This window comes from Pseudomonas sp. NFACC10-1 (genome assembly GCF_900119195.1).
Classification (GTDB): domain Bacteria; phylum Pseudomonadota; class Gammaproteobacteria; order Pseudomonadales; family Pseudomonadaceae; genus Aquipseudomonas; species Aquipseudomonas cerasi.
The window spans coordinates 12,796-34,911 of the sequence record NZ_FPJB01000011.1; the positions used below are offsets into that span (position 1 = coordinate 12,796).

The 22,116-nt window shown below is 57.5% G+C and carries 16 protein-coding genes; 2 read left to right on the plus strand and 14 right to left on the minus strand.

The window, feature by feature from the left end:
* Positions 1-14: 14 nt before the first annotated feature.
* From icmH to BT119_RS24810, 10 genes are all read right to left on the minus strand, one after another.
* Positions 15-728, minus strand: a complete 714-nt coding sequence (icmH, locus tag BT119_RS24765) for a type IVB secretion system protein IcmH/DotU (protein WP_010406254.1) — start codon at positions 726-728, stop codon at positions 15-17.
* Positions 725-2,068, minus strand: coding sequence for a type VI secretion system baseplate subunit TssK (gene tssK, locus BT119_RS24770; protein ID WP_003372334.1), 1,344 nt, complete (start codon positions 2,066-2,068; stop codon positions 725-727). The genes icmH and tssK overlap by 4 nt, the downstream gene beginning before the upstream one ends.
* Entirely contained in the window at positions 2,065-2,775 is a 711-nt protein-coding gene (gene tssJ, locus BT119_RS24775) for a type VI secretion system lipoprotein TssJ (RefSeq protein WP_072367083.1), read from the minus strand. The genes tssK and tssJ overlap by 4 nt, the downstream gene beginning before the upstream one ends.
* A 79-nt stretch (positions 2,776-2,854) precedes the next feature.
* On the minus strand, positions 2,855-5,458 hold the full coding sequence (gene tssH / locus BT119_RS24780; protein ID WP_072367084.1) for a type VI secretion system ATPase TssH: 2,604 nt from the start codon (positions 5,456-5,458) through the stop codon (positions 2,855-2,857).
* Entirely contained in the window at positions 5,455-6,525 is a 1,071-nt protein-coding gene (tssG, locus tag BT119_RS24785; RefSeq protein WP_072367085.1) for a type VI secretion system baseplate subunit TssG, read from the minus strand. Before tssG ends, tssH begins: the two co-directional genes overlap by 4 nt.
* Positions 6,489-8,321 (minus strand): type VI secretion system baseplate subunit TssF, encoded by a 1,833-nt coding sequence (gene tssF / locus BT119_RS24790; protein WP_072367110.1) that lies wholly within the window; start codon positions 8,319-8,321, stop codon positions 6,489-6,491. Before tssF ends, tssG begins: the two co-directional genes overlap by 37 nt.
* Positions 8,321-8,803, minus strand: coding sequence for a type VI secretion system baseplate subunit TssE (gene tssE, locus BT119_RS24795; RefSeq protein WP_003372320.1), 483 nt, complete (start codon positions 8,801-8,803; stop codon positions 8,321-8,323). Before tssE ends, tssF begins: the two co-directional genes overlap by 1 nt.
* Positions 8,804-8,834: 31 nt before the next feature.
* Positions 8,835-10,337, minus strand: coding sequence for a type VI secretion system contractile sheath large subunit (gene tssC, locus BT119_RS24800; RefSeq protein WP_024662929.1), 1,503 nt, complete (start codon positions 10,335-10,337; stop codon positions 8,835-8,837).
* Positions 10,338-10,351: 14 nt separating this feature from the next.
* Positions 10,352-10,885, minus strand: coding sequence for a type VI secretion system contractile sheath small subunit (gene tssB, locus BT119_RS24805; RefSeq protein WP_005734097.1), 534 nt, complete (start codon positions 10,883-10,885; stop codon positions 10,352-10,354).
* Between the two features lie 69 nt (positions 10,886-10,954).
* Positions 10,955-11,704 carry a hypothetical protein gene (locus tag BT119_RS24810; RefSeq protein WP_002551426.1) on the minus strand — a complete coding sequence of 250 codons (750 nt, stop codon included), beginning with the start codon at positions 11,702-11,704 and terminating at the stop codon, positions 10,955-10,957.
* Positions 11,705-12,401: 697 nt separating this feature from the next.
* Between BT119_RS24810 and BT119_RS24820 the strand changes: the two genes are divergently transcribed.
* Positions 12,402-14,573: a M48 family metallopeptidase gene (locus BT119_RS24820; RefSeq protein WP_072367086.1), complete on the plus strand. Its 2,172-nt coding sequence runs from the start codon at positions 12,402-12,404 to the stop codon at positions 14,571-14,573.
* Positions 14,574-15,202: 629 nt separating this feature from the next.
* On the opposite strand, the gene BT119_RS24830 is transcribed toward BT119_RS24820, so the two are convergent.
* Positions 15,203-16,024: a hypothetical protein gene (locus BT119_RS24830; protein ID WP_072367088.1), complete on the minus strand. Its 822-nt coding sequence runs from the start codon at positions 16,022-16,024 to the stop codon at positions 15,203-15,205.
* A gap of 146 nt (positions 16,025-16,170) precedes the next feature.
* On the opposite strand from BT119_RS24830, the gene BT119_RS24835 reads away from it, so the two are divergent.
* Positions 16,171-18,105, plus strand: coding sequence for a RecQ family ATP-dependent DNA helicase (locus BT119_RS24835; RefSeq protein WP_046720164.1), 1,935 nt, complete (start codon positions 16,171-16,173; stop codon positions 18,103-18,105).
* Positions 18,106-18,238: 133 nt separating this feature from the next.
* Here the strand turns inward: BT119_RS24835 and BT119_RS24840 are convergent, their stop codons facing one another.
* From BT119_RS24840 to fdhD, 3 genes are all read right to left on the minus strand, one after another.
* Complete coding sequence (locus BT119_RS24840) at positions 18,239-18,679, minus strand: glycine zipper domain-containing protein (protein WP_003372307.1); 441 nt, start codon at positions 18,677-18,679, stop codon at positions 18,239-18,241.
* Positions 18,680-18,888: 209 nt separating this feature from the next.
* Positions 18,889-21,225 carry an FdhF/YdeP family oxidoreductase gene (locus BT119_RS24845; protein WP_003434810.1) on the minus strand — a complete coding sequence of 779 codons (2,337 nt, stop codon included), beginning with the start codon at positions 21,223-21,225 and terminating at the stop codon, positions 18,889-18,891.
* Entirely contained in the window at positions 21,222-22,058 is an 837-nt protein-coding gene (fdhD, locus tag BT119_RS24850) for a formate dehydrogenase accessory sulfurtransferase FdhD (protein WP_046720163.1), read from the minus strand. The genes BT119_RS24845 and fdhD overlap by 4 nt, the downstream gene beginning before the upstream one ends.
* Between the last annotated feature and the right edge of the window lie 58 nt (positions 22,059-22,116).

Below are 22,116 nucleotides of genomic sequence, written 5' to 3' on the forward strand. Positions count from 1 at the left end.
GATCCGTAACTGAATTAAACGCCGAACAGCTGACGGACCTGTTCGGCCAGTGCTGCCACCTCTTTGCCCAGAAGCCAGTCCAGGGTCAGGTAAACGGCACCGCATATCAGTGCGATGAGTACCAGGTAGAGCCACAAGGGGACTTCATAACGGAACATCTGAGACACTTGATCGGGCAGTGCCCAATCTGGGGAAAGCGCCTTGCGCGGGGTTCGGTAACGAGCGATGTCCTGACCCAGGGTATTGGCGATGTAACGAAGTTGATCTTTCTTCTCAAGGCTGTATTTGCCTTCAAAGCCCAGTGCCAGGCACAGGTGATAAACCTCAAGGACATCAAGGTTGCGTTTCACGTCAGTGCGCAATGCTTCGAGTTTCTCGAAGAAACCCTGACCAGCCAAATGCACGCCAAAGTACTGAAATTGCAGCGGATTAACTTCAATCTGATTGCGTATTTCACTCTGCCCGGCATTCAAGACGCTTTCATCCAGAAACGCACATAGCGCGTATTGCGCATCCCTGACTTGTTCGACGCTGTAGTTGGCACGACGCGCATCCCGCTCAAGCGCGGGAAAGAATTCGTCGACGCTGGCACGCAGCCTTGAGACGTCGCGCACCTTGCTTCCGCGACGAATCATCAGCGCCATGGTCATGAAGTCCTTGACCATATCCTTGAGTGTCAGTGTTTGCGCTGGGGCAGTAACGCCGCCTTGCATCACGGCATCATTCATTTGAGCACCGCCATCAGTTCAAGCTTGAGATTTTTAAATGCGCTGGGTACATAGAACGCGATGGCGTTAGCTTTCATCATGCGTTCGTAGACCCGGCCATGGGGTTCGATCGAGAAGTATTGGTTGTCCAGACGAACGGGAATGGCATTTGGGGTTCGCACACAGTGACTGAGCGCCGCCCCCGGCATTGCCGTATTGACCACTACCTCAATGTCTTCCGGCGAGCCGACCTTGAAGGCACGTGGTACCAGTTCAAGAACCTGAGCACCTGGCATGTCTGCATGAACCGCAATGTAAAAGTCAGCCTCACTCAAGCGTGGATCGTTCAGGCGGCCCACAAAATAGGACGTACGAGTCTGTTCCAGGCTGATCGGAATATATTGGTTGGGCACAACACTGTTGAGCAGTTCGCGAACCAGCCTGTCGAGCTTTATCATCGAAGTGGCGGGATCATGATGATCGTAGGCAGGGATATCATTGAGCTGTGCGCTCAGGGAAAAAGTCAGCAGACTGCCCGCCAGCTCAGCCAGAAAGCGATACAACTGCTCTGGGTGCAGCCTCGGATGCTGAAGCAGGTGAGCAAGACCTGGATACGCGCGATTGACGGTATAAAGCAGCCAGAACAGGCTGACATCGCTAGACCCGAATTCAGCGATCTGGTCAGCTCTTTCCCGGCGGCGGCCAGACAGTGTTTCGCTCTTGCTCTGCAGAAGTGCGAGCAGGCGCTGGGCAATTTTCAGCAACGTTTCATGCGACCCGATGTGCAGGGCAGGATGAATGAACTGAGTGTCCAGGCTAAATCCGTTAATGTTGTTGCGCTGAAGCAGGGTCAGCGGGCAATAGCTGTAGCCATCGAGTGAATCACCATCGATCAGCAGCACCACATTAAGTCGCAGGCTGGTAATTTCGTTTTCCAGCTCGCCTTCATTGATATCAGGCAACATATCAAATGCTTTACGGTAGCGACGTGCGCCTTTGCGCTCTTCACCTTCGTCCAGGTAATTGGCACTGTACGGTTCAGCCAATTTCAACGCCGCATACACTTTCAGCTCCGAACCGTGCTGCACATCTTTCAAATCGCGCGCAGCAGGCAGCGGGTCGTGCTGCGGTGCGTCAAAGAGCGAGCCGTCCGGGAAAACCATCTGTAGCCGCTTGAGTTGCAGCACGCCGTTGACCAAGGCTTGCTCATCCACTTCCAGAAGCTGCACGCCCCAATGAAATGGTGACGAGCGCAGCGTCGCCTGAGCCAGCTGGTTCTGGTGGAACTCGTCCTGATACTGGAAGTGCTGTGGCAGAAGGAACATGCCCTCTGACCACATCACACGGCTCTTTTTACTCATTTAGCACCTTCCAGAGCTGAATCAAATGTATTGCTCAGCGACTTCTTAATAGAATTGTTGGCAGCGTCTTCGGCAGATTCGGCGGCCTTTGACTGCATGCGCTCCATAAGCCCAGGCTCCGTATGCTCTGGCTGGGCTGGCTGTAATGGCGCGATGATTTGTTCTTCGGGCATCTGCAGCACATCTTGCCCTCGCTCGGCACTGATGCGGTTCACGTCCAGAAGCACGCGGCCGCCCTCGGATGAAAACAGAATTCCGTCCTTGCGAAACGCGTCGGCATTGAATGCCATTTTCCAGCGGCCGCCGCTGTCATCACGAAAGAAGGCCGCTACTGCGATGTACCGTGCTTCCTTGGCGAGTGGCCAGGTCTGGACCTGACCCATCCCGGGCAAAACCACGAGTTCGCGGGTATCGAGCACGGTGTTGCCGAGCACCTGTTCGGGGTGGTCCAGCAGCGTGTTTGAGTCCGCGCTGTTGAACTTGTCCAGTGAGGTCAACTGATAAACCCTGGTCACGACGGACAAAGGCATGCCGGAGGTATTGGGGTTCAACTGGTTGCCGCCGTCCACGGTCAAAACGATCTTTTCATCGCTGCTGAACAGCATGTCGCCTGCCCATGTGTCATCGACTCGCTTGCCTACACGGTCAGTGATGCCGCAGGCGGTCAGCCCTAGCAACATAATCACAACACCCAAATACCTGCCCATTCTGCTGCTCCTGAAACACTTCCTATCGACGCCCGGCAATTCGGGCGACGCTGAATCTCATCCGAATTCCGGTTGTCGTCTACGCCACGGTGTACGAAAAGCCTCCGGCCTCATCAAGGCCGATGCTCATGCTATTGACGGGTTTGTCTTCTGCCATACGTGCCAACACGTGCTCTGCCAATTCAGGCATCAATGTGCCGGACAGGATGTTGTCGATGTTCCGGGCTCCGCTGTCGACTTCCGTGCAGCGTGCGGCAATCGTGGGCACCAGCTCCGGGCTGAACTCTAGAGAGGCCTGATGATTTCGTTCGAAACGCTCACGGATACGCGCTAGCTTCAGACCGACAATGCGCTCGAGCACGGCGTCCTGTACCGGGTAATACGGAACAATACTCAAGCGCCCAAGAAATGCAGGTTTGAAAACGTTGTTGAGCTGGTCGCGCAGGTCTTCGACGATCTGGGCGGGGGCGGGTAGCTCGCTGACTCCGAGACACGTCTGCATGATGTGCTCGGTGCCGACATTGGACGTGAGGATAATCACCGTGTTACGGAAGTTGATTTCGCGTCCTTCGCCGTCATCCAGTACGCCTTTGTCGAATACCTGGAAAAACAGTTCGAGCACGTCCGGATGGGCCTTTTCGACTTCATCCAGTAATACGACGCTGTAGGGTTTGCGACGCACAGCTTCAGTCAGTACGCCGCCTTCGCCGTATCCGACGTAGCCCGGCGGTGAGCCCTTGAGACTGGAGACAGTGTGGGCTTCCTGATACTCGGACATATTGATCGTGATGACATTGCGTTCACCGCCGTACAGCGTATCGGCCAATGCCAGCGCGGTTTCCGTTTTGCCAACACCGCTTGGGCCAAGCAATAGAAATACGCCGATTGGCTTATTGGGGTCTTCCATGCGCGCACGGGAAATCTTGATGCGTTTGCCTATTTCATGCAGAGCATGGTCCTGACCAAGAACGCGTTCGGCCAGCAGTGCAGGTAAGCGCTGGACGGTATCAATCTCGTCGCGCAGCATTTTGCCCAGTGGGATACCTGTCCAGCCGGAGATCACTTCACCAATGGTGGCCCCGTCTACCAGCGCATGCACCAATGGCTGCTCACCCTGAACTTTTGCAAGCTCGGCCCGTAGGTCGGCAAGCTCGGTGCGGTGGTCCTGCCCTGTGGTCTGTTCGCTAAGTTCGTGCAACTGTTTGACCAGTTCCAATTCGCGTTGCCACTGTGTGACCAGTTCCTGTTCGCGTTTCTCGGCGTCGGTCAGTTCTGCACTGAGTTGAGCAAGTCGGCGCTGATGGTCGCTGCCTTTGATCTGTTCCTTTTCCAGCAGAGATATTTCGGTGCGCAGGTTGTCAATCATGCGCCGGCAATCTTCGAGCATGCCGGGCTGTGATGTCTGGCCTAGCGCGACACGCGCGCAGGCGGTATCCAGTACGCTGACGGCCTTGTCCGGCAATTGCCTGCCTGTGATGTAGCGATTGGACAGGCGGACAGCCATGACGAGCGCTTCGTCCATGACCGCTACCCGATGGTGCTCCTGCATTTTTTCCAAGAGGCCACGCAACATGTAGATTGCCTGATCTTCTTCCGGCTCCTCTACTTTTACTACCTGAAAGCGGCGGGCGAGGGCAGCATCCTTCTCGAAGTATTTTTTGTACTCGGCCCACGTAGTGGCGGCAATAGTCCGCAGTTCGCCGCGCGCCAAGGCTGGTTTGAGGAGGTTGGCCGCATCGTTCTGTCCTGCCTGGCCACCTGAGCCAATCAGCGTATGGGCTTCATCGATAAAAAGAATGATTGGATGCACGCTGCGCTTTGTTTCTTCAATCACCGATTTGAGACGGTTCTCGAATTCGCCCTTGATCCCGGCTCCTGCCTGCAGCAGGCCCAGATCGAGTGTATGAATAGCGACATCCTTGAGTGGCGTTGGCACATCGCCCAGAGCAATACGCAATGCCAGGCCCTCAACTACTGCGGTTTTACCGACACCTGCTTCTCCCGTCAAAATCGGATTGTTCTGCCGCCGACGGGTGAGGATATCGACCATCTGGCGCACTTCGAATTCGCGTCCCAGTACCGGATCAATACGTCCTTCCCGCGCGCTGCGGGTAAGGTCCACAGTATATTGATCCAAGGCAGGAGTCTTGCCGTTGCCCTTGGTTGCCGGTCGTTGAGTATCGTTTCCGGCTGGCAAAGAAGCGCTTTGCTGTGACTCGCTGCTGGCTGAAATGAAGTCCTCGAGATTGGCTTTCAAATCGTCAACATTGATCTTTTCCAGTTCAGGAGCTGACGCGGCTATGACCCGACGCAGTTCTTTATCGTCGAGCAAGGCCTGTAGCAAAAAGCCGCTTCGGATAAGGCTTTGGCCATATTCGATCGAAGCCAATACCCAGGCCCGCTCGATCAGTTGGGTTATGTGCGGGGACAGAGCGGGGGTGCGAGTATTCCCTGTCTTGAAGTCACTCATGGCACTCGCCAACTGCGACTGCAGACGCTCTATCACTACGTCGTAATGACGCAAGATTGGCAGAAGATCGTTATCGTCGCCTTCAAGAAGCTGCAGCAATACATGCTCGATATCGACTTCGTAGTGACGTTCCGCGAGGCACAGCGCAGCGGCGCTTTCGGTTGCGTTGCGGCAGGTATCATTGAGCTTGGCAAAGAGTGACTTAAGGTTCACAGGGCGACCCCATCAAAAGGAATACGGAAAACAGCGCAACGTGACGGATTTACTTTTTCGCCAGGCCGTTTCAGCCAGCCAAGCCAGCCCAGCGCTGTGTTTGTGTTGCGGCCTAGACGCGCCAGAGGGATCGCCTCGGGTTTGAGCTGCGGAGCAAGTTCAAAGTCAAGGGTGGGACCAAGGTAGAAACGCACCACATCGACCAGCTTTCTGTAGTCGTCATTACCTGGTTGAAAACGCTGATATTCAGCGAGGTCCAAGGGACCAATGTCGATACGCACGCAGGATTGATAGTCCCATACGCGATTGCCAGCCACCGCGCTTTCACCGAGAGTTGCATTGGTACGTCCCAGTTGTGAGCACTGCTCCGGTTCAAGTTTCAACCAGCGTCCGGCAAAGGGCCGCAGTGAAAAGGGTTGTCCGAAGTAGAAGCTCAACATCACTTCCAGATTGTGCGGATTACGAGGCCGCTGCGTGAACAAGCCCGAGAAGTAGGTGAATAACTCCTGTCGAACAGGTGAGCCGCCCGCGCCAAATTTTCGCTTCTGGCTTTGCTTGCCAAAACCCACCAGATTGAGCATATAGCGCTCGAAATCCGATGAACCCTTGCGCTCATGTTCGATGTGAAACTTGTATTTCTGCCATGACTGATAGAAGAGAGCGATCATGCGATGGGAGAACACATCCAGAAACGCATGGGCACCATCGTCCCTCTGCTGAATATGCCGGTTCATGAGCATTTCAGTGTAAGGACGGGGCAGTACTCCTGAGGGCCCTATCAACCCCATGAATGTTACCTGAACTTCGGTCAATGCCTGTTCAGCAGCAGTCGAATCCTCGAAGCGCTCGAATTTGAGATCGCTGACTTCGCTCACGGGAAAGTTCAGCGACAGCTGCGTACGAAAGCGCAGCGGGTCCTCATGCGGGCGCGCTTCGGGATCAATACGTCCTGCTCTGCTGTAATGCAGACGCAGCAGCCTGACCAGTTGGAAAAACTCAAACCGGTAAGGCTCTGCGCGTGCCTGATCGATCAGACCAGAGGTTGATCGCCCGTTCTGGGTGGCCATTGCACAATTCTCTTTTCCCGCTGGCGGGTACGAAGGGTAAGTTGGGTAAAACTGTTGACGGTGCAGTACTGTCCGAAAAAGTGATCAAGAACCTTGCCGAACAGGAATACGCCGCTGCCGATGTATTGGCTTTCGTCTAGCTCCAGGGTGATGCCTACCCCACGCACGAAGTTGGGACGGGGGTGGCCGATACGCACGACAACAGCCTCACTCTTGATCGACAGGATTCCGCTGATCTGCTTTCTAACTGCCAGTCCGCGTCGATAGTTGTAGAGGCTCAGCATTTCCTGAAGCACCTCCTTACCCTGTGACACCAGCGACATGTGATTCAGGGACAAGTGAGAAATCAGCCGCCAGATCAAACCGTCGCCCAGAGGCACGCGCGCTGTCATTGTAGGTTTGCGCAATAGCCGGATACCGTCGACCACACCATCATTTTCAAATATGAAGTCGCTCTGGCTGCCTCCGTAACTGAGCAGCTGCGGTAAGTCCCGGTTACTGCAAGTCAGCGATATGCTCAACGAATCACTACCTGCGTCGATCAGATCGAGTTCGCGATCCACGACTCGTATAACCATTTCCGTGCCGCCCTGCTTGCCGTGTCTGGAGGGGCGCCGCCGGCCGATCCAATAGCAGGCGTCTGGCCCCAGGTCACCTCTAGGCTCGAAAAACGGGTTGCACTCGCTGACGGTGTCAGTACCGGCTATTTTTTTGACCCGCTGTACGCGGTCGATGGAGACTACTTCTGCATGCCCCTGCAGCCTGACATCGGGGGTAACGGCGTATTCGTGCCGTGTATGAGTGAGCTTGACCGGCTCGGCCTGATGTTTGAACAGGTTGATGATCGGAGTGCATCCAAGTTTGAAATTATTACGCCCTAGATTTTGTGCAAGCCGCGCAAGCCGATCGCCCATTTCGTAATGAGCAAAATAGAAGTTGATCTCGATATCCTTGAGGTCTCGATCAGCCAGGCTTCTCTTGAGTCCTCCAATATCGACGAACATGAATTTGTCCGGAAACGTAAAGTAGTCGTGCAGCAGTCTGTACCCGAGGAACGAGCGTTCCGAGTAATCCACCAGACCTTCATCGCGCTCAAAACCAACCGCTTTCAACGCACCCTGTGGCAGACCGATTTCCCGACGTTTTCCCTGCTCTGTAAAACTGACAGTGGCCTTAGCCAAATTGTTGAATAGCAGCTCGTACAATTGCAGCATCAGCGTGCTTTCGCCGTCGAGGAAAAAGCGCAGGGTCTCGATGTCTAGTTGGCCGAAGTGGAGATGGGTGGTGGCGGTCAGGCCAATTTTCAGGCAGGCCACCAGATCCGCACTGTGCCCATTAAAAGCTGAGCGCTCCAGTTCGACAAACGATGCATCGCGCACCGCGATAGGCCACAGGTCGACGGGGTAGCAGGTTCTGAACTTGCAAGCCACGCCCTCTACGGTCTTGGAACTTATCTCCGTATGCCGCTCGATGGTGTAGCAGGCAGTCAGCGTAGAGGTTGTCCCGCTACTGAATTCCGCGATGGATAATGCGGGCGTCGGGCGTAGGTAGTGTGGGTACAGTACTTCAAGAAAGGCTTCGACAATTTCGGGAAACTCGTCGTCAAGCTTCTTGTGTATGCGAGCTGCCAGAAATGAGAAGCCCTCAATCAAGCGCTCGGCATGCGGATCCTCGCAGTTGTCACCTTCGATGAGTAACCGGGACGCAATTTTTGGGTACTCACGCGCGAACTCCTGCCCGAGAAAGCGCAGGTGCGAGAGCTCCTTTTCGTAATAAGGCAGCAGATCGTCGAGAATCAATTGAGGTTCTGCACTTTGTATTCCTGGGTATTGACTTGCAACACCGCGTCGAAGGAAACCTGACGCGTTGCATCCTGAAGATGCAGCACGGCGTCAACCCGAAAAGTAAGCATGCGGTGACCAATCTGTTGGTTAAGCAGTTGTACTTTTACAGCGCGAAAACGTGGGTCGCCGACTGTGATAGCCCGCTCCAGTTGAGCCTGTATGAGGCGTCGGTCTTCAGGGTTGAGCACGCCTTTGCTGGTAAAGTCGGGCATGCCATATTCGAGAATCGTTCCCGCCAACTCTGGATAGTCATCGAGTTTCGATGCGACAAGGCACTGACGTGTATTGACCAGTGTCTCGAGATCTCGGATCAGGCTGGCCTTGTATTCGCCCAACGAGCAGAGGCGTTTGGAAACCGCCTCGCTCGCTTGATGAGGAGCATCATCAAGCAGGCGATCAAGTAGCGTAGGTACTAATTGAGGAGAACGACTCATTCAACTATGCCTCCCTGGCTGATGAAGTAGGTCAGCTGCGCGTCGACTGTGGCAGTTCTGCCACGAGGCGTAGGGATGCTGTCAGTTCATCCAGCTGATAGTGCGGGCGCAGAAACGCAACGGCTTTATAAGCGCCTGGTTTACCTGGCACTTCAACGACCTCTACGCTTGCCTCACGAAGGGGAAACTTGGCTTTGGCTTCCTGGCTCGCGGTGTCATCAAGCAGGACATAGTCGGACAGCCATTCGTTGAGGAACGACTCGACATCCTTGCGCGATGCAAAACTGCCGATCTTGTCGCGCATGATCGCTTTCATGTAGTGAGCGATACGCGAGGTCGCGAAGATGTATTGCAGTTGCGCCGACAGACGCGCGTTGGCGTTGGCAATGTCGGTGTTGTACTGCTTCTGCTTCTGGGTCGACTGGGTGCCGAAGAACGCGGCGTAGTCGGTACCTTTGCAGTGCACCAGCGGAATGAAGCCGAGGTCCGACAGCTCCTTTTCGCGACGGTCGGTGATGGCGATTTCAGTCGGGCATTTGAGCGCGATTTCACCGTCATCGGTCTTGAAGGTGTGCGTCGGCAAGCCTTCGACCAGACCACCGCCCTCCACACCACGGATCGCTACGCACCAGCCGTAGCGGGAGAATGCGTCGGTCACACGAGTGCCCAGCGCATAGGCAGCGTTCATCCACAGATATTTATTGTGGTCACGGCCATCGACGCTTTCGACGAAATTGAATTCTTCGACGGGCGTGGTATCCGGGCCATACGGCAGGCGACCCAGCACGTGCGGCAGGGTCAGGCCGACATAGCGGGAGTCTTCAGAGGCGCGGAACGACTTCCACTTGGCGTATTCGACCGTGTCGAAGATCTTCGCCAGGTCGCGAGGGCCGGCCATGTCGGTGAACGAGTCCCAACCGAACAGCTCAGGCGATGCAGCCGAGATGAACGGTGCGTGAGCGGCGGCTGCCACGTGGGAGATCTCTTCCAGCAGGTACATGTCTTCCGGGTTGCGGTTGAACTCGTAGTCACCCAGCAACATGCCGAACGGCGCACCACCGAAGGTGCCGTACTCTTCTTCGTAGATCTTCTTGAACAGTGCGCTCTGGTCGAATTCGGACGACGCCTTGAGGTCTCGCACGAGGTCTTTTTTCGACGCGTTGAGCAGGTGAATCTTCAGCGTGGTGCTGGTCTCGGTCTGGTCAACCTGATACTTCAGGCCGCGCCAGGACGCTTCCAGTTGCTGAAACTCACTGGCGTGCATGATTTCGTTCATTTGCTCGGAGAGCATCGAATCGATCTCGGCGATGCGCGCGTCGAGCACGGCAATCAGGTCCTTGCTTGGCGTCATTTCGCCTTCAAGTACCTGGGCCACCAGTTCGCCGATCAGATCGCGGGTACGGGTGCGCTCGGTTTCGGAGCGTGCAACGCGGCTTTCGGAAATGATGCTGTCGAGCAGGGAAGATTGCGGGGCGAAGTTTTCAACTTCAACCAGAGCGCTGTCCTGCTGAGTCACGGGTTGCTTATCGGTCATCGTCAGGCTCCTCCTTACTCTTTGCTGTCGGTGGCAGGAACGGCGGCTTCACGGCCGAACTCCTTGCCCAGGGTTTTCAGCTTTTCAGTGTTCTGCAACACGTCCATCAGCAGTTCTTCAAGCTTGTCGTTGCCACCCATCTTGTTACGCAGGTCAGCCAGCTTGTTGCGCACTTCCAGCAGCTTGCGCAGCGGCTCGACCTGACGCACGACGTTCTGCGGCTCGAAGTCTTCCAGCGCATTGAAGTTCAGCTCGACACCGAGTTGGGTGCCGTCTTTTGCCAGGGTGTTGTCGACGCGATACGCCAGGCGCGGCTTGATGCCTTTCAGGACGCCATTGAAATTGTCGCGGTCGATGAAGATGAACTTGCGATCCTTGAGCTTGGGCAGCGGCTCCAGCGGGTTGCCGGAGAAATCGCCCATAACGCCCACAACGAATGGCAGCTCTTTCTTTTCCTGAGCATCGCCAATCTCCACGTCGTAAGTGATGTGGACCCGAGGCGCGCGAACGCGGTCAAGTTTGTGCTGGGTACTTTCCTTCTTCGCCATCGTCATCTCCTGTGCGAGCAACTCGCTGCAAGTCGTTTGCGTACCGGGCCTGTGGCAGGCCGGGCGCGATTAGAGTCCTTCAATCGTCAGCAGCAGACGCTGACGGATTTCATCGTTCATTTCCAGAATGTTTTCGTGTCCGACCAATTCTTCGAAACTGGTATTGCCTGCGATCTGCGTGCTGTTGCGAATCACCGATTCATCCGGCAATTCTGAGCGCACCGGTGAGCTGATCACGCAGAACGGCAGGTCGCCGAAGTCTTTCAATCGCTCGAAACTGACCGGGAAGCGCAGCCCTTCGAACAGCCTGCTCATGCCCGGCGACTTGCTCAGGCAGTAGAACAGCACCAGATAATGCACAACGTAGCGATACAGCTCGGCGCTGCTGCGATTCGGGTCTTTGATGACCTTGCGAAACTGCGCCAGATCGAACGAGTTGAAGCCCACCACCCAACGCACCGGACTGGTGATGCGAATGGTCTGCCCGCTTTGTGACAACACCATGTCGTATTCGAGCGGGAACAGCTCGGGCGTCGTGCTGATCAGGTTCAGGGGCACTTCCAGTTCATTGACCAGCTTGAACGGCTCTGCCGAAGCAATGCGGTCATAGAGCTCCTTGAGCTCTTTGAAATGGTGCTGAGTCTCGCGGCCGCTGCTGCGCTGCGCACCCTGCAGGTATTCACCGAAGAATGTCTGCGGGCGTATCAACAGCGCGAGGGTCGACAGATAGTCGGACGCCTGCACCTTGAGCGCGTCGGAGATAGCGCGCGTCTGCTTGCGCAGCTTTATCAATGCTTCTATATCGAACGTCTGAGTCATCGGTACATCGTCCTTGAACCCTTCACGACCGTTTCCCGGATCAGACCGGGGACGGGGAAAAGTTGCGAATTTCTCGACTGCACACCTGCTCATGAAGTGGTTTTGCCATGTGTGTCACTGCGAGACACACCGCCACAATGAGGGAGGAGTTCGTGCTGGCATATAGATGTCGTCTAGCCAGCAGTGTGGTCTATGGCACTATTTTTAGTAGGAAAGTTCCTACAGACGGTGGATATTTTCTCGGTTTCGTTACAGTAAGCAATGATGACTATGAGCCATCATTGTATTGAATTTCACCCATAATGTAACTGTAAGTGTTGATTTCAAAGGGCTTTGGGGTGGTATTTGGATCCGATCAGGGGGGTAAATTAAGCTTAGAAGGATGAACTTATTTGCAGGTTTTCCAAGCTCTGAAGAGGGTAAATGTACGGACTCGCCTTACAGGCGTTTTTTTCTGGATGGGGAATGATGGCACTGCGAGCGCTGAGGCGCACGAATCCAGGTGGGTCGACACAGGTCAGGCGGGTAGCTTTGTTACATCATTTTGCAAATCAGGGTATAACGCCGCCAGCGCCCTCACGCTTGTACTCGAGCAACGGCAGGGCGCATGCACGCAGACGCCAAAGGCGTTTTGCCTGACGGACCTAGTGCGCGCTAAGGACAGCCAGCGGCGACGCACCTCTATGAGCCTTGCCTCATGAAAATCTACAAGCTCATTGCTGTACTCATCCTGCTCCCTCTGGGCCTGAACCTCATCGGTGTCTGGCAGTTGCAGCGCAGTGTCGAAAACACCGAGCGCCTGACCGAGATCCAGGCCGACCTTGCGCATGCCCGTCCCTATTTCGAAAGGCTTGCCAGGTCGCCCGACGCCCTCACGCGAACGATGGATATGGACGGAGAAAACATCACCCTCAAGGAGGCTCTGTCGCGTCTCCATGAGGCAGAGCAGGGCCTCGATTTCGTAGTGGTGCTGGGCAGTGTCACTATTTGGCTGGCACGCGCCGTCATCGCGCTGTGCCTGCTGGCGGCTCTGGTCGGCGGCATTGGGCTGGCAGGGCTCAACTGGGCCGGCGCACGCGCACGTCAATCCCGCGAGCGATTGCTGCACACCTTCAGCAGGGTCAGGCGGATTCTGCCGTTCGTCCTGGTGGGGCACATTGTTGCCATGGGCGCGGCGGTGTCTGCAATCCTCTGTTTCGAAGCCCTGGGCCTGTGGCATGTGGGGCGCATGTCCGCGGGCGAACTCAAGCTGATCATCGTCGTGCTGATGCTGGTCGCTGCGTGCCTGTATTCGATCTGGCGGATGGGCAAGCAGTTGGGCGTCATGCTGCACATGTTCGAGCCCACCGCGATGCAGGTTCTGGGGCAGCAGGTCACGCCTGAAGAGGCACCGGTGCTCTGGGCCTATGTTCGCGATCTGGCCGAACGGCTTGGCGCGCTGTCACCTGATCACATCGTGCTGGGCATGACCGAAGGCTTCTACGTCACCTCGAGCGATGTTTCCCTTCTGCCGTCCGACGCCGTGCTCAAGGGGCGAACTCTGCATGTGCCGATCCTGTACCTTGGGCTGATCGATGCCGCTGAAACGAGTGCAGTGATTGGTCACGAACTGGCGCATTTCGCTGGTGAAGACACCGAGTACAGCCTGCGCTTTCTGCCGATCTACGACGGCATCGGTCGCAGCCTGGGGGTGATCGCTGAAAACATGATGGTCAGCGGGTGGCTACAGCGCACCATTCTGCGTCCGGCGTTCATGCTGGGCATGTATTTCATGGAAAGCTTCGATCACGCGGTCAATCACTGGAGCCGCGTGCGTGAGCTGGCCGCCGATGCCGCGGGGGCGAGTCTGGCAGGCAATACGTCGGCTGCCTCGGCGCTGGTGCGCATTTCGGCCATCGACCCGCTTTTGCAGGAGCGGATCTACACGCATATCACGCGGGCCACCAACCCAAGGCGCGGAGAGGTGTTTACCAAGGATCTGCCGAACAGCGTGCTGCACGAGCTGGCCGGCAAGACATTCACGCTGCCTGACGAAGAAATGGCCGTCCAGCTGCTGCATCCCTCGGATACGCACCCGTCAAACGGCGAACGTATCGCCGCGCTGCAGGTTGCTGCCGACGAGGCGATCCGCAGCGGCACCCGGCCGGTAGTGGCGGCCCAGGCGCGCGCCGCGATGGACCATTACTTCGTTAATCCCCAGGCACTGCGCACCCGTCTTACCAAGGACTTCATCAAGCATCACGTGACAAATGATGCTGAGGTGGTGACCGAACTGCGTGCCCGCGCGAAAACGGTAAGCGGTGATGTCGTTCTGCATGAGGGCGCTCGCCTGCGGGGGCTGTTGCTAACACTATTCCTCGCCCCTCTGCTGGGGCTGGGTATTTATCTGATAGCCGAAGCGCTGTCATTTCCCCAGGGGCTGACCGAGAAGCGCAACTCTATGCTGATAGCGGGCGGCATCTTGGCGGCGTTCATGCTGACGCTGCTGCCATTTGCGCTGCGCATGTGTCTGCGTGCTGACAAGACCGCTCTGCTGCTCACGCCCGATCACTTTGTCTTCGCAAACCTGAAGTCCCCCGTCCCGATCCAGCACATCGCTGATTTTGAGCTGAATGTGGCCTATGGCACGTTTCTGACCCTGCATCTGCAAGACGATGCGCCTTTACCCGAGCGAGTCTCACGTTCGTTTTCTGCGCCGAATGCAAAAGTGTTCAGGAAAAAACGCCGGGTACTTCTGGCGCTGGCGCGGTTCAGCCGGGACGGCAAAAAGCTCAAGCCAGACGAGCTTGGTGAGTTGATTGCGGATTACGTCAATGCGGGTACTGCACGACACTTGCTGCAAGAGCGCTTCGAGCAGGTTAAGCGTTAAGCGGTTGGCTGTGAGCGGGGCGGCGTACGGCGCAAAGCTTTTCTGCAGGCAACAAAAAACCCGCCGAAGCGGGTTTTTCCAAGACCATCCCGACTTCCTGTCGGACGCCTCCGAGGCGATGGTCGATCATCCTTGATCCGGGTGAACTCCTGTTCACCCCTTGATGGATCCAATACTACGGAGCGCGAGCCGGGTCGGAAATAGCCAAGTTCCTCCAGCGCGTGTAAGCCTTTCGCTATACCTCATGGGTTCAGCTTCGGACGGGCCTTTGAAGACCAGGAAATCTGGCGTCAGGAAAATCTTGAGGTGGTTTGACCGCTGGAGGCAAAAATCGCAGGCAATAAAAAACCCGCCGAAGCGGGTTTGTACCAAGACCATTCCAACTCCCTGTCGGCTGCCTTCCCGGCGATGGTCGATCGTCCCTGATCCTGGCGAACTCCTTGTTCGCCAGTTGTTGGATCCAATCTTACGGCTCTGACTGCAGCTGCAAAATAGCCATTCACTTCATTGCGTGTAAGCCTTTGGCTATACATGTGTCCGTTTTTGCGGATTCTCAGAGGCTCGGCCATGCAGCGGGAAAGTAGAAAACACCGTTGAAACTGCTGTGCCAGAAGCGCGCAGCCCTGTTTTCAAGGTGAGAAATTTGTGGTCACCTCACAATAGCGCTGCTGGGCGTTTTTACTGTCCTCGTCGCGGTTTTTTGCCGCGCGTTTGGTCCACTCTTGGCACTGTTCTCTGAAGTTGACCGCTGCGGCCTTGCGACACTCGCGCCGTTCGAATGAACGAATAGCGAAGTTTTCGCAGACGCTGTCGCCATCGATCGTGTTGCCGTAAATCCGCCACTGCGCGCGGTAGCGGTTTCTGCCGTCCGCTTCGCGTATGGAGGCTGTCGCGACGCTGTAAGGCTTGGAAGAACGAGCAGAATTGCGTGAAGCATTGGCCTTGAAATCGGCCATGTAGTCGGCAGACACCATGCCTGTTGCCGATTCTGCCTGAGCGGGGCGAGGAACCTGGCCGAATCGACAGTTCGCCACCGCTTCATCGATGACGTTGCCGTTTTTCATGCAGTCATCCAAGGGCTGCACGGGGGCGGGCGGCGCCACAGTGGCCGCGATCGGCACAAGCTCTGCGGTTTTTCGAATCTGCGCGGGCGCAGGATCGGCTGCGGCTACGGATTGCGCCTCGGCCTCGACTGTCTCGGGTTCAGGTACGGACTGCACAACAGGCGGTACTGCCAGCGCTTTGGGAACTCTCGCATGTGAGGTGATCAGTCCGGCGACGCAGGCTGCAGCAATAAGGCACGCCAGCCACAGGCCATAAGGGCGTGAGCGGCGAGGCGTATCGACGCGCTTGCGGCGTGGATGCGAGCCCAGCACCACATCGACCTGACCGGGCACGAGGCGCTGAATGCGGATGATCCCGTCGTCCTCGGGTTGCTGTAGGGAATCCATTCCTGCTCCTGATCAAGCGATGTTCGGTGGTGATATTACAATGATATCGGCCGGTGGGTAGAGTTTCTGCAACGCTTTGGTGCTAGGTGCATCAGGCCTGGAGCGTTAAGGTTGAGGCCGTTTTTTGACTGATGGATGGAACGCGAATGCACCAGCGTCTCGAACAGGTATTCGGCTACACACAGTTCCGGCCGGGGCAGGAGGCTGCCATCAGTGCGGTACTGGCCGGACGCTCGGCTGCGGCGATCTTTCCGACAGGTTCGGGCAAGTCGCTATGTTACCAATTGCCTGCCCTGATGTTGCCGCATTTGACGCTGGTGGTGTCGCCGTTGCTGGCGCTGATTCAGGATCAGCTTGCCTTCCTGCACCGCCACGGTATCTCGGCGGCGAGCATTGATTCGGCGCAGAGCCGCGACGAGATCGCTGATGTGATGGCGCGCGCACGCTCCGGCGAGCTGAAGATTCTGATGATCTCGGTCGAGCGCCTCAAGAACGAGCGTTTCCGCAGTTTCATCGCTCAAGTACCGATTTCCTTGCTGGTGGTCGACGAAGCGCACTGCATCTCGGAGTGGGGGCATAACTTCCGCCCCGACTACCTGAAACTGCCGGACTACCAGCGCGAATTCAACATCCCTCAGACATTGCTGCTGACCGCCACGGCGACCCCGCAAGTCATCATCGACATGCAGGACAAATTCGCCATCGCCCCCGAGGATGTCATCACCACCGGTTTCTACCGCGCCAACCTGCACCTGTGGGTCAAGCCGGTCAGTGGCCGTGACAAAAGACGCCTGCTGGTGGAGTGGCTCAACGAGCGTCGCGGGCAGCCGACCATCGTTTACGTGACCCTGCAAAAGACAGCCGAACACATCGCCGCTCACCTGGAACAGCATGGCCTGCCCGCCAGCGCCTACCATGCCGGGCTGCCCAATGATCAGCGCGAGTCGATCCAGAAGCAGTTCATGGGCGGCCATCTGAACTGCATCGTGGCGACCATCGCGTTCGGGATGGGCATCGACAAGAGCGACATTCGCAACGTGGTGCATTTCGACCTGCCCAAATCCATCGAGAACTACAGCCAGGAAATCGGTCGGGCCGGGCGTGATGGTGCTGCTTCGGATTGTCTGGTGCTGGCCAACCGCGACAGTCTCAACGTGCTGGAGAACTTCGTGTACGGCGATACGCCGGAGCGCGAGGGGATTGCTCGTGTGCTGGAGGATCTGCTTGGGGCGCGTCATGACGGGCAGTGGGAATTTCTGCTCGGGCCGCTCGCCGACCTCAGCAACATTCGTCAATTACCGTTGAAGACCCTGCTGGTGCAACTGGAACTGCGCGGGATCATTGCGCCGCGCTACGCGTATTTTGCCGAGTACCGCTTCAAGTTTCTGCTTCAGCCGCAAGACCTGATGGCGCGTTTCGAGGGGGAGCGACGTGACTTCGTTCAAGCCCTGATCGACACTTCACACCGCGCAAGGACCTGGGCCACCGTCGATTTCGAGGCGATGTACCAGCAATACGGCGCCGAGCGCGGGCGGGTGGTCAAGGCGCTGGATTACTTTCAGGAAAAAGGCTGGATCGAGCTTGAAAGCAAACAGATGACCGAGGTTTACAGCCTGTTGCGCAGCGACTTTGATGCACAGGCCTTGAGCATCGAATTGCACGATTATTTCGCTCATCACGAAGCCACTGAAGTTGCGCGCATTCACACCATGCTGGACGTGTTCGCCAGTGACCAGTGCCTGACCCATCGGCTGGCGCGGTACTTCGGTGATCACAATGCGCCGGAGCGCTGCGGGCATTGCTCGGTCTGCCTTGGCGAAGTCGCCCACCTGCCCGAACCACCCGCGTTGGAGCCCCTGGCGAATCGGGACTTTCAGCACCTGTGCAGCGAGTTTATCCACAAGCACCAGGACTATACCGGCCAGCGGCCCAGCCCTGACTGCCTGACGCGTTTTTTGTGTGGCATCAGCGTGCCGCTGTTCACCAAGCTCAAAGCCCGCGCCACCACCGGGTTTGCGGTGCTGGAGGACTATCCGTACGCACAGGTCAGGACGTGGGTGCAGGCCATGGCTGGCAACTGACTACACGTACAAAGTGATCTGACCAAGGGGACGATGCTCTGCATCCAGTCCTGAACCTGCATTGCGACAGACAAATGAAAACCGGCCGCTAAAGAGCGGCCGGTTTTTTGTGCTTCAGCAACTGACGGTGGTATCAGTCACGATGACGGCGATGGCCGTGGTGCTTCGGGCGATGGCCATGATCACGGCCACCACGATAACGACGATCATCGCTGCGGCTTTCGTTGCCCATGTAGTTGCCAAGCGCAGCACCGCCGCCGCCACCTACCGCCGAGCCGACCAGGCTGCCGGTGTTGCCGCCGACGCTGCGACCCAGCACGTTACCGCCCGCAGCGCCCAGACCGCCGCCAATGGCTGCTTCTGTGCGGTTGCGACGGTCTGCGCCTACAGCGCCACCGGCTGCGCCGCCGACACCCGCGCCAATTGCTGAACCAGTGCTGCCGCCGATCTGCTGACCGACGACCGAACCGAGTACCCCACCCAATGCTCCGCCTACGCCTGACTCAAGGTTGCCTGCAGACGCCGCACCGCTGATCAAGGTAAGAGACAACAACAGTATCGAGGAATACTTCATGTATGGAATCTCATAGGGATGACGGCGCGATCTTGGTGTCAAGTGAAGAATGTAGCAATGCAATTCCGACGAGTAACACGATTGCCACACAAACTGCTAAGTTATTGTTTTGGCTAAGGAACTTAAGTCGGAAATGAGAGTCTGAGGTTACTTGCGAAAGGCCCGTTTCCAGAGAAACGGGCCTTTTTTGTGGGCGTCTTTCAGGGACGTTAGAGGATGCGTGCCGACTCTGCAGAGCGCTCGAGGCGGATGGCAACGAACTTCGAGGTCGGCGTGCTGCTGCCATCGCCCACGCTTTCCAGCGGCACCAGCGGGTTGACCTCTGGGTAGTAGGCGGCAGCCTGACCGGCCGGAATATCGAATGGCAGCAACGTGAAGCCTTTGACGCGGCGCTCGCGGTTATCGCTCCAGATCGAAATCAGGTCCGCCTTCTGCCCCGGCTGGAAGCCCAGACGGATGATGTCGGCTTCGTTGACGAACAGCACGTCACGCTGACCTTTGACGCCGCGATAGCGGTCGTCCAGGCCATAGATGGTGGTGTTGTACTGATCGTGCGAGCGCATCGATTGCATGATCAGGTCCGGGATCTGCCCGGTTGAACTGACGTGTTCATTGATCAGAGTCAGCGGCAGCGCATTGGACTTGAAGTTGGCGCGGGTCGACGCAGTGTTCCAGCGACGTGCGCCAGCAGCGTTACCCAGGTAGAAGCCGCCCGGGTGCTTGACGCGCTCGTTGAAATCCTTGAAGCCGGGGATGGTGTCGGCGATCAGGTCGCGAATACGGTTGTAGTCCTCGACCAGCCACAACCAGTCCACAGGCGCCTTGCCCAGCGTAGCGTTGGCGATACCGGCGATGATCGCAGGCTCGGAACGCATTTGCTTCGAGGACGGCTTCAACTGGCCGTTGGAAGCGTGAACCATGCTGAACGAATCTTCCACGGTGACGGCTTGTGGGCCGTTGGCCTGGATGTCGATGTCGGTACGGCCGAAGCACGGCAGGATCAGCGCGTCCTTGCCGTGGAACAGGTGACTGCGGTTCAGCTTGGTGCTGATCTGTACGGTCAGGTCGCAATTGCTGAGGGCTTCGGCAGTGCGATGGCTGTCCGGGGTGGCCTGAGCGAAGTTGCCGCCCAGCGCGATGAACACCTTGGCACGACCTTCGGCCATGGCGTGAATGGCTTCGACGACGTTGTGACCATTTTCGCGGGGTACTTTGAACTGGAAGCGTTTTTCCAGGGCATCGAGCAGGAACACCGGTGGGCGCTCGTTGATGCCCATGGTGCGGTCACCCTGCACGTTACTGTGACCGCGCACCGGGCACAGGCCGGCACCCGGACGGCCGATGTTGCCGCGCAGCAGCATCAGGTTGGCGATTTCCTGGATGGTCGGCACCGAGTGACGGTGCTGGGTAATCCCCATCGCCCAGCACATGATTACGTTCTTGCCCTTGGCGTACATGCGTGCCGATTGCTCGATGTCGCTCAGCGGCAGGCCGGATTGCTCGACGATCGAGTCCCAGGACGTGTCATCGATGGCAGCTAGGTATTCGAGCACGCCTTCGGTGTGTTCGTTGAGGAACGCGTGGTCGAACACCGAAGGTGCGTTGTTGGCCTGCGCCTCGCGCTCCCATTGCAGCAGGAACTTGGCCATGCCGCGCAACAGCGCCATGTCGCCACCCAGGGCAGGGCGGAAGTAAGCGGTGTTGGTCGGGCGGTCGCCGTTGGTGAGCATTTCGACCGGGTGTTGCGGATGCTGGAAACGCTCCAGGCCACGCTCTTTGAGCGGGTTGACGCACACCACCTGGGCGCCGCGCTGTACCGCTTCACGCAATGGTTCGAGCATGCGCGGGTGGTTGGTGCCGGGGTTCTGACCGAGGACGAAGATGGCATCGGCGTGTTCGAAATCCTCGAAGGTCACGGTGCCCTTGCCGACGCCGACGCTTTGCGACAGCGCTACGCCACTGGCCTCGTGGCACATGTTCGAGCAGTCAGGGAAGTTGTTGGTGCCATAAGCGCGCACGAACAGCTGATACAGGTAGGCCGCTTCGTTGCTGGCGCGGCCGGAGGTGTAGAACTCGGCCATGTTCGGGCTGGGCAGGTTCTTCAGGTGCTTGGCGATCAGCGCAAACGCGTTGTCCCAGCTGATCGGCTTGTAACGGTCGGTTTCCGCGTCATAGCTCATCGGCTCGGTCAGGCGGCCCTGATACTCGAGCCAGTAATCGCTCTGCTCCATCAACGAGCTGACGCTGTAGCGGGCGAAGAAGGCCGGGTCGACACGACGCTTGGTCGCTTCCCAGTTCACCGCCTTGGCGCCATTCTCGCAGAACTTGACCATGCCGCTTTCCGGCGAATCACCCCACGCACAGCCCGGGCAGTCGAAACCGCCGTTCTGGTTGGTCTTGAGCATCATGCGCAGGTTCTTCAGCGCGTTGTCACTGCCCAGCCAGTGTTGCGTCACGCTGATCAGTGCGCCCCAGCCGCCTGCCGCACCTTTGTACGGCTTGTAGCGGGGGGTTGGTGTCTTGTCGGCTTGATGATGAGTGCTCACGCTTGAATCTCCATCGCAGGGCTATAGACCCGCGGCGCACTTTTCTGCGGCAGGTGAATTAGATTGAGGTTGTGACGGCGGGCCCATTGCAGGGCCAGGCCGGTGGGCGAAGACAGGCTGACCAGGGTCTGGATGCCGGCGCGCAATACTTTCTGAATCAGTTCCAGGCTGCAGCGGCTGGTCACGATGGCGACGCCGCCTGCCAAGGGGATGTCCTGACGGATCAATGCGCCGATCAGCTTGTCCAGCGCGTTGTGGCGGCCGATGTCTTCACGTCCCAGCAACAGCTGGCCGTTACCGTCCATGAACACCGCCGCATGTACGGCGCCGCAATGGCGGCCGAGCGGCTGGAACTCGCCGATGCGCTGACGCAGGCCTTCCAGCCATTCGATCGGGGGCAGGGGCGCGCCGGGCAGCGCCTTCAGGTCAGGCAGAGCCTGCTCGACGGCTTCAACGCCACACAGTCCGCAACCGCTGGTGCCAGCCAGTTGCCGACGCTGCTGCTTGAGTTCCCAGAACGCGCGGCTGGCGATCTCGACCTCGGCCTGCATCGCCGAGCCGCAACCGCTGATGTTGAAGTCGTAGATTTCGTCATGCGAGGCAATGATGCCGCTGCCCAGGCTGAAGCCGACGATAAAATCTTCCAGATCAGTAGGGCTGACCAGCATGACCGCCTGGCTGATGCCGTTGTAGGCAATCGCCAGCGCCACTTCTTCAGCAAGTTCGTTACGTGCAGAGTCCGTGCCCTCGAGATTCGAGTAGCTGTAAGACTGGCTTGCTTCGGGGGCTGGCGTAGCAAAGGACGCCGAGCTGACCTTGCGCGTAACGGGCATGGGCTGAAATACCGGCAGAATGACATCTGCAAGACTAGGCCCGTTATTGGAAATCGTC

Excerpts from the sequence above, each read along its gene's own strand:
- BT119_RS24820 (WP_072367086.1), top strand. The coding sequence starts at position 12,402 with ATGAAAATCTACAAGCTCATTGCTGTACTCATCCTGCTCCCTCTGGGC.
- BT119_RS24835 (WP_046720164.1), top strand. The coding sequence starts at position 16,171 with ATGCACCAGCGTCTCGAACAGGTATTCGGCTACACACAGTTCCGGCCG.
- tssC (WP_024662929.1), bottom strand. The coding sequence starts at position 10,337 with ATGACCGATAAGCAACCCGTGACTCAGCAGGACAGCGCTCTGGTTGAA.
- fdhD (WP_046720163.1), bottom strand. The coding sequence starts at position 22,058 with ATGCCCGTTACGCGCAAGGTCAGCTCGGCGTCCTTTGCTACGCCAGCC.
- icmH (WP_010406254.1), bottom strand. The coding sequence starts at position 728 with ATGAATGATGCCGTGATGCAAGGCGGCGTTACTGCCCCAGCGCAAACA.
- tssB (WP_005734097.1), bottom strand. The coding sequence starts at position 10,885 with ATGGCGAAGAAGGAAAGTACCCAGCACAAACTTGACCGCGTTCGCGCG.
- tssG (WP_072367085.1), bottom strand. The coding sequence starts at position 6,525 with ATGGCCACCCAGAACGGGCGATCAACCTCTGGTCTGATCGATCAGGCA.
- tssJ (WP_072367083.1), bottom strand. The coding sequence starts at position 2,775 with ATGGGCAGGTATTTGGGTGTTGTGATTATGTTGCTAGGGCTGACCGCC.
- tssE (WP_003372320.1), bottom strand. The coding sequence starts at position 8,803 with ATGAGTCGTTCTCCTCAATTAGTACCTACGCTACTTGATCGCCTGCTT.
- BT119_RS24840 (WP_003372307.1), bottom strand. The coding sequence starts at position 18,679 with ATGAAGTATTCCTCGATACTGTTGTTGTCTCTTACCTTGATCAGCGGT.
- BT119_RS24830 (WP_072367088.1), bottom strand. The coding sequence starts at position 16,024 with ATGGATTCCCTACAGCAACCCGAGGACGACGGGATCATCCGCATTCAG.
- BT119_RS24810 (WP_002551426.1), bottom strand. The coding sequence starts at position 11,704 with ATGACTCAGACGTTCGATATAGAAGCATTGATAAAGCTGCGCAAGCAG.
- tssK (WP_003372334.1), bottom strand. The coding sequence starts at position 2,068 with ATGAGTAAAAAGAGCCGTGTGATGTGGTCAGAGGGCATGTTCCTTCTG.